This is a genomic window from Pseudomonas sp. (assembly GCF_026224925.1).
In the GTDB taxonomy this organism is placed as follows: domain Bacteria; phylum Pseudomonadota; class Gammaproteobacteria; order Pseudomonadales; family Pseudomonadaceae; genus Aquipseudomonas.
Genome location: NZ_JAMFRV010000761.1, coordinates 1 through 6,873 on the forward strand (window position 1 = coordinate 1; position 6,873 = coordinate 6,873).

The window sequence follows — 6,873 nt, forward strand, 5'->3', positions numbered from 1 at the left end:
GCCAAAAAGCCCGGTTTTCCGGGCTTTTTGCTGACTGAAATTTGAAGCCTTTCGCCTGTTCGCCACAGCGAATAACTCCCCGATCTCGTCCGTAGGACTATTCCCCTTCTCCGTGCTGATATTTCCGATGCAGACAGCGCGACCCATACGCGGCTAGACTCAGGATGTCTCCGAGTCGTCGCTGGGCACGCGCCCGCATAAGGGAATACATGCGTAAAGTCATTGTCTTATTGCTGATAATTGCTCTTGCTGGCTGTTCCTCCGCTCACAAAACCAAAGCTGTACGCGGTCAAAGCGCAGTACGGGTTGAGTGTTCAGGAATGTTTTCCAACTGGGATCGGTGTTACACACGGGCAGAGCACGTATGCGCGCCCAGAACTTACAAAGTTATAGCCAAGTCCAGCGACGTCAAAGAAGACCCGGATGACTTCGTGTTTGGCTGGAACCCTGCGGGCTCTTTCAGTCGCCGTATGCTGATCGTTTGCCATTAATCGGAGCAGGTCTCTATGCCACCTCCTTGTCATAGGTGAGGGGCACGCAACCCAAGTCCATTCATCTATTTAGATAAGTCAATACTCGGACTGTTCAAATCCCTCAAGTCATGCTAAAACCTTTGAAGCGCTTTACCTAGCTGCTTGAAACAGAAGGGAAAAATATGACGAAGTCGGAGTTGATCGAACGAATTGTCACCCATCAAGGGTTGCTCTCATCCAAGGATGTCGAGCTGGCCATCAAGACAATGCTTGAGCAAATGTCTCAATGCCTCGCCACCGGTGATCGCATCGAGATACGTGGCTTTGGTAGCTTCTCTTTGCACTACCGCTCACCCCGCGTAGGGCGCAACCCAAAGACCGGTCAATCCGTGAGTCTGGACGGCAAGTTCGTCCCTCACTTCAAACCGGGCAAAGAACTGCGTGATCGAGTCAACGAAGACGAAGAAGAGGGCCTCTAACGCCCCCAACGAAAGGAGCGGTAGATGCGAAACGTTAAGCGCGTAATGTTGGTTGTAATCACACTGCTGATTGTTTTGGCGACGGTAGTGTTCATGTTGGAAAACCAGCAGCAGGTTGCGTTGGTCTTTCTTGGCTGGGCTGGACCACAGATGTCGGTAGCAATACCGGTCATCCTGGCGTTGCTCCTCGGCATGATGATCGGTCCGCTATTAAGCTGGGTCGCTTCCCTGAGCAAGAAACCCAAAGGTGCCAAGACCGTCTGATCTCCGGTCTTCAGTCCTTACGTCTGACTACAGCAGAAAGATCTTGTAAAATGTTAGTCGCTGATTTCCTTACGGTTTGGCTGCGCAAGCGTGCTTTTTATGGGCTAATTGCGCCTCTAAGTCGCTTAGCCCAAAGGGAGTCGCATGCTTTATCCTGAAATCATTCATCACGGCGCTACACAAGGCGTTACCGGTTCATGTCATCAACTGTGTATCGATGCCGAGCATAGCTTCCTGATTGATTGTGGCTTGTTTCAAGGTTCTGATGTCAGCAACGGAAAGGAAGCAGCTGCTGCGCAATCCGCGGTACTGTTTTCGCTGAAAACCATCAAAGCGCTTATTGTTACTCACGTTCATGCCGATCACATCGGTCGCATCCCCCAGCTCTTGGCGGCGGGCTTCTCGGGCCCGATACTCTGCAGCGAACCCTCCGCCCAACTGATGCCACTGGTCCTCGAAGACGCTTTCCGGCTTCAATTTGGCGGCACCCAGAAAGAAGCCGATCAATACCTGGAGCTTATCGCCAAGCGCACCATTGCCTTGCCTTTCAACACCTGGTTCGAACTTCTAAGCTCGCCGGAGCTGACTTGTCGCGTTCGGTTGCAGCGCGCTGGCCATGTTTTGGGGTCGGCGTACGTCGAATGCGACATGGTCTATCACCTGGAAAACAGAGAGCAGCGCGTGGTCTTTTCCGGCGATCTAGGGGCATCGCACACGCCCATATTGCCAAGCCCTCAATCGCCAGAACGTGCGGATGTCCTGCTGTTGGAAAGTACCTACGGTGATCGGCTGCACGAAGACCGCACAACCCGGCACCTGCGTCTTGAGCAGGCTATCGATAAAGCGCTTGAAGACAACGGCACGATATTGATCCCTGCGTTCAGCCTTGGCCGTACTCAAGAGTTGCTCTACGAAATCGAAGACATCCTGCATCGCAAAGCGCTTGTGGATAAGTCCTATAGCGCAGAGGAAGACCAACCAGCCGAAACCGTTAATTGGCCGCAGCTGCCAATCATCCTCGACTCGCCGTTGGCCAGCCGCATCACCAAGGTTTATCAGCAGTTCGACGACATCTGGGATGCCGAAGCCTCGGCGCGAACCGAGAGTAGCCGCAAACCGTTGAAGTTCTCGCAGCTGATAACGATCGACAGTCACGACCAACACCTGCGAACCGTTAACTATCTGGCCAGCACCGGTCGGCCGGCGATTGTCATTGCAGGCCACGGGATGTGCGCAGGCGGCCGAATTGTTAATTACCTGAAAGCCATGCTGGGCGACAGTCGACACAATGTGATCTTCGTTGGCTACCAAGCCAAAGGAACTCCTGGTGCTGCTCTCCAGTCTCATGGTGCTGGCGGTGGGTATGTGGAGCTAGATAAAGAGCGCTATGTGGTTCGCGCGGCTATAACTACCTTGGGCGGTTATTCCGCTCACGCCGATCAGCAAGGGCTGGTGGATTTTGTGACCGGGATGGACCAGTGGCCTTCTGAAATTAGACTGGTCCACGGTGAGGCCGGAGCCAAGAAGGCGTTGGCCGACGTTTTGCGCAGGAAGTATTCGTTGTCGAAACGGGAAGGGGATGTTGTGATCGCTGGCAAATGAGTCCGTAGGTCTGGCTTGGATCGGCATTTGCTTCCGTCCGAGCCGGTTATCACACTATTTTCATGCTGGTTCGTTATAAATAACATGGCTAATCGCGTCAGCGCATGCATGAACAAGGTCCGCGTCGTCACGTCATTCGTTGGGTTGAGAAAGCTAAAGTATGGATATTGGTTTGAGCTGTAGTGTTTGGGCCGCAGGCGAACGCGCGGGGCATCTGGATGGAATTGGCATTTATTCGCGCGCTCTTTGGCAGGGTCTCAGCGATGTCATTGCCAGTGACACTCCTGATACGAAGTTAAAGCCCTACGCATTCGGAAAAAACCTACCGTCGATGCTATGCGGTACGCCAAGGAATCTAGCGAAGGACTACAGAGTTCATGCACTCCTCAGTGGCGTGCTCAAGGTTCCGCTAGGCCACTCCGCAAGCATGCGCCGCGAGGTCGATCTGTTTCACGCGACCGATCACCTAATTCCGTTCATCAAAGGTGTTCCGACGGTTGCTACCATAATGGATCTGATACCCGTGGTGCACCCGGAGTGGATCAAGCAAAACTTGCAGCAATTGAAAACTTGGCTGTTTACCACAAGCATCCGTAGAGCTGATCACATCATCACAATATCCGAATACAGTAAACAGGATATGGTCAAGCACTTGGGGATCGCACCAGAGCGGATAAGCGTAACTCCCTTGGGGGTGGACCCCGTTTATTTCGAGCGTATCGGTTATGCCGAACGCAATGCCACGCTGCAAAAGTACGGACTTGAGCCAGGCTTCTTCCTGTGTGTCGGTACATTGCAACCACGTAAAAATCTCCCGCGCGTTATTGACGCATTCAAGCGGTTGCCAAATCGGATCCGCAAAGAGCATCCGTTGGTCATTGTTGGCCGCAATGGCTGGGATAATGATGAACTTCTGCCGCAATTACAGTCGTTGGAGGAAGCTGGAGAGGGGAGATGGCTCAATTATCTTCCACAAGGTGAAGTAATGGCATTGCTGCAGTCTGCCGGAGCGCTGGTATTTGCATCGTTGTATGAGGGGTTTGGGTTGCCGGTAATCGAGGCCTTTGCTGCAAAGTGCCCTGTGATTGCATCAAACACCAGCTCATTGCCGGAAGTCGCAGGCGATGCAGCCTGGTCGGTTGATCCTTATGACGTTGACAGTATCAACGCTGCGATGCTCGGTGTTCTGGAACAAAAAGGCGCACGCGAGCAGAAGATTCTGCGCGGCTTGGCTAGAGCTGAACACTACACCTGGCACGAATGCGCCAGACAGACGCTAGAGGTGTATCGCAAAGTGCTTGCTGAAACTCGATAAGGCGAAGCATTGCTGCTTTCGGAACCAGAGTCTTATGGCATTGAGCGTTGCTGTCGAGGGTCGGATGTTTCGTCCGTTATTTGTGAACAGCAATGCAGTCGAATGGGGCGATGCATTGTCTGAACTGTCAGCAGTCACTGGGTAGCGGCTTGGCTTCTCTGATATTCTTCAGCCCTTCTCAACGCTGAGGCTATAGCCTCATTGCAAGCGGTTCGGCGAGGTCTCCAGCTGCATTCAGCTCCGCTGCAAATAGTTAGTCCCGATTTCTACGTGTCACTACACCAGTATGATCTCACTATGCCAGCATGGCTACTTAAGGGTTATAAAGATGGACTTGATTCCCGTAATTTTGTCAGGAGGCGTAGGCAGTCGTTTGTGGCCCGTATCTCGCGAGGCCCATCCCAAGCCGTTCATGACTCTGCCCGATGGACAGAACTTGATTCAGAAAACCTTCATCCGTGCTGCCAAGCTTGAAGGTGTAGCTGAGGTTTTGACCGTAACGAACCGTGAATTGCTGTTTAAAACTGAAGATGAGTATCGAACCGTTAATGTGGCTGGGCATTCTCAAAGCTTCATTTTGGAGCCCTTCGGTCGCAATACTGCAGCGGCGGTCGCAATGGCTGCATTGCAGGTGCAGGAGACCCACGGCAACGAGGCGAATTTGCTGATACTCGCTGCCGATCACTTGATCCAGGACGAGTCTGCGTTTGCGGTTGCAGTGGCCAAAGCCGTGCGCCTTTCGCAGAAAGGATGGTTGGTAACTTTTGGTATTCAGCCACAGTATCCGGAAACTGGATTTGGTTATATTGAAGCGGGTGATTCTGTAGGCGAAGAGGGTGGCCTCAAGGTTGCTCGGTTCGTTGAGAAGCCTGACGTCGCAACCGCTGAACGATATGTGGCAGCTGGCAATTACTTCTGGAACTCAGGAATGTTCTGTTTTCAGGTCGGCACTGTCCTCGAAGAGTTCCGCAAACATGCTCCGGACGTATTGGCCGCTGCGGCGGCGTCCATCAGTCAGTCGCGCTTGACAACCAGTGCTGGCTACCGATGCTTGGCAATTGATCCGGATACGTTCGGTCAGGTCCCGGACATATCCATCGACTATGCTTTGATGGAGCGTTCGGAAAAAGTTGTCACCGTTCCTTGTGACATTGGCTGGAGCGACATTGGATCTTGGAATGCAGTCAGCGAACTGACTGCGTCCGATGAGAACGGGAACCGATTCGAAGGCGAGGTTCTTTCCCATGGCTCTCGCAATAATTATGTAAACAGTGAAGGGCGATTGACGGCATTGGTCGGCGTTGAAAACCTGCTGGTGATAGATACGCCGGACGCAGTGATGATCGTCCACAAAGACCATGCGCAGGATGTGAAGCATATCGTAGGGCAGCTGAAAAGCGCTGGTCACACTCTCCACCAACTACACCGCACGGTGCATCGCCCTTGGGGTACCTATACTACTCTGGAGAATGGCGAACGTTTCAAAATCAAACGAATCGTGGTCAAACCTAAAGCTTCTCTTTCGCTGCAAATGCATCATCATCGCAGCGAACATTGGATCGTAGTGAGTGGGATGGCGGTCATAGTGAACGATGATCAAGAGTTAATGCTGAATACCAACGAGTCGACCTTCATTCGTGCCGGGCACAAGCACCGATTAAGCAATCCTGGCGTTATAGACCTTGTATTGATCGAAGTGCAGAGTGGCGATTATTTAGGTGAAGACGATATCGTTCGTTTTGAAGATGTATATGGTCGGGTTGACTGCTGATAGCTGCGGCGACGATGTCGGCCATGATCGAGACGCAGGTTGCTCTCGATCATGGTTTGTTTGTATCCGTTACCCGAGTACTGCCCCCCATTTTGAGTGAGTGTTGCTCAGCAGGCCGTATCAAAATATTTTCAGCAAAGGAGCATTATGTATCCTGCTATCCAGACTCATTGCTTCAAAGCCTATGATATCCGTGGTCAGGTCCCTTTAGACCTCAACGCGGACGTTGCCTACCGAATTGGCCGTGCGTTTGCTTCCCAATTGGGTAGCAAAGTGGTGATTGTAGGCCAGGACATGCGCCTCGAAAGTCCGGCGCTAGCTGAAGCTTTGATGAAAGGCCTGAATGAAGCAGGTGCTGATGTCATTGACATCGGCCTTTGCGGTACAGAAGAGGTGTATTTCGCGACCAGCCATTTCAAGGCGGATGGCGGGATTATGGTCACTGCTAGCCACAATCCCAAGGGTTACAACGGGATGAAGCTGGTGAGTGCGGGATCGCGTCCGGTCAGCGGTGATACTGGGCTTGATGATATCCGTAAGCTTGTTGACAGCGGTGAACTCGGCGAACAGGCCAGGATTGCTGGTCAAGTGCGCGAAGCATTCGACAAACAAGACTATATTGAGCACTTGTTGACCTATGTCGACCTTAAAAAGCTCAAGCCGCTCAAGATTCTGGCTGATCCGGGCAACGGTGCGGCAGGTCCAGTAATTGCGGAGCTCATCAAACGGCTACCATTTGAGTGGACGGTGATTAATGCCGAACCCGATGGAAACTTCCCTAACGGTGTGCCGAACCCATTGCTCCCCGAAAACCGTGAGCTGACCCGCAAAGCTTTGCTGGCGAGCGCTTGCCCGATCCCCGATCCGGGGCTAGACCGCCAGGGACTTTCCCCCGCAACGAAAAGACCCGGAGACCTCCATGGCTCGCGCGAAGATCGCCCTTATCGGCGCCGGCATGATCGGCGGCAC

At 52.7% G+C, this 6,873-nt stretch carries 5 protein-coding genes and 1 pseudogene; all 6 read left to right on the top strand.

The window, feature by feature from the left end:
- The first annotated feature begins 655 nt into the window (after positions 1-655).
- Complete coding sequence (gene ihfB, locus M0974_RS31650; protein ID WP_297846048.1) at positions 656-952, top strand: integration host factor subunit beta; 297 nt, start codon at positions 656-658, stop codon at positions 950-952.
- A gap of 24 nt (positions 953-976) precedes the next feature.
- Positions 977-1,216: a lipopolysaccharide assembly protein LapA domain-containing protein gene (locus tag M0974_RS31655; protein WP_297846050.1), complete on the top strand. Its 240-nt coding sequence runs from the start codon at positions 977-979 to the stop codon at positions 1,214-1,216.
- Between the two features lie 144 nt (positions 1,217-1,360).
- Positions 1,361-2,818 (top strand): MBL fold metallo-hydrolase RNA specificity domain-containing protein, encoded by a 1,458-nt coding sequence (locus M0974_RS31660; protein WP_297846052.1) that lies wholly within the window; start codon positions 1,361-1,363, stop codon positions 2,816-2,818.
- 160 nt (positions 2,819-2,978) lie between these two features.
- Complete coding sequence (locus M0974_RS31665; RefSeq protein WP_297846054.1) at positions 2,979-4,133, top strand: glycosyltransferase family 1 protein; 1,155 nt, start codon at positions 2,979-2,981, stop codon at positions 4,131-4,133.
- 328 nt (positions 4,134-4,461) lie between these two features.
- Positions 4,462-5,904 carry a mannose-1-phosphate guanylyltransferase/mannose-6-phosphate isomerase gene (locus M0974_RS31670; RefSeq protein ID WP_297846056.1) on the top strand — a complete coding sequence of 481 codons (1,443 nt, stop codon included), beginning with the start codon at positions 4,462-4,464 and terminating at the stop codon, positions 5,902-5,904.
- Between the two features lie 147 nt (positions 5,905-6,051).
- Positions 6,052-6,873: pseudogene (locus M0974_RS31675) on the top strand (hypothetical protein); the annotation flags it as partial.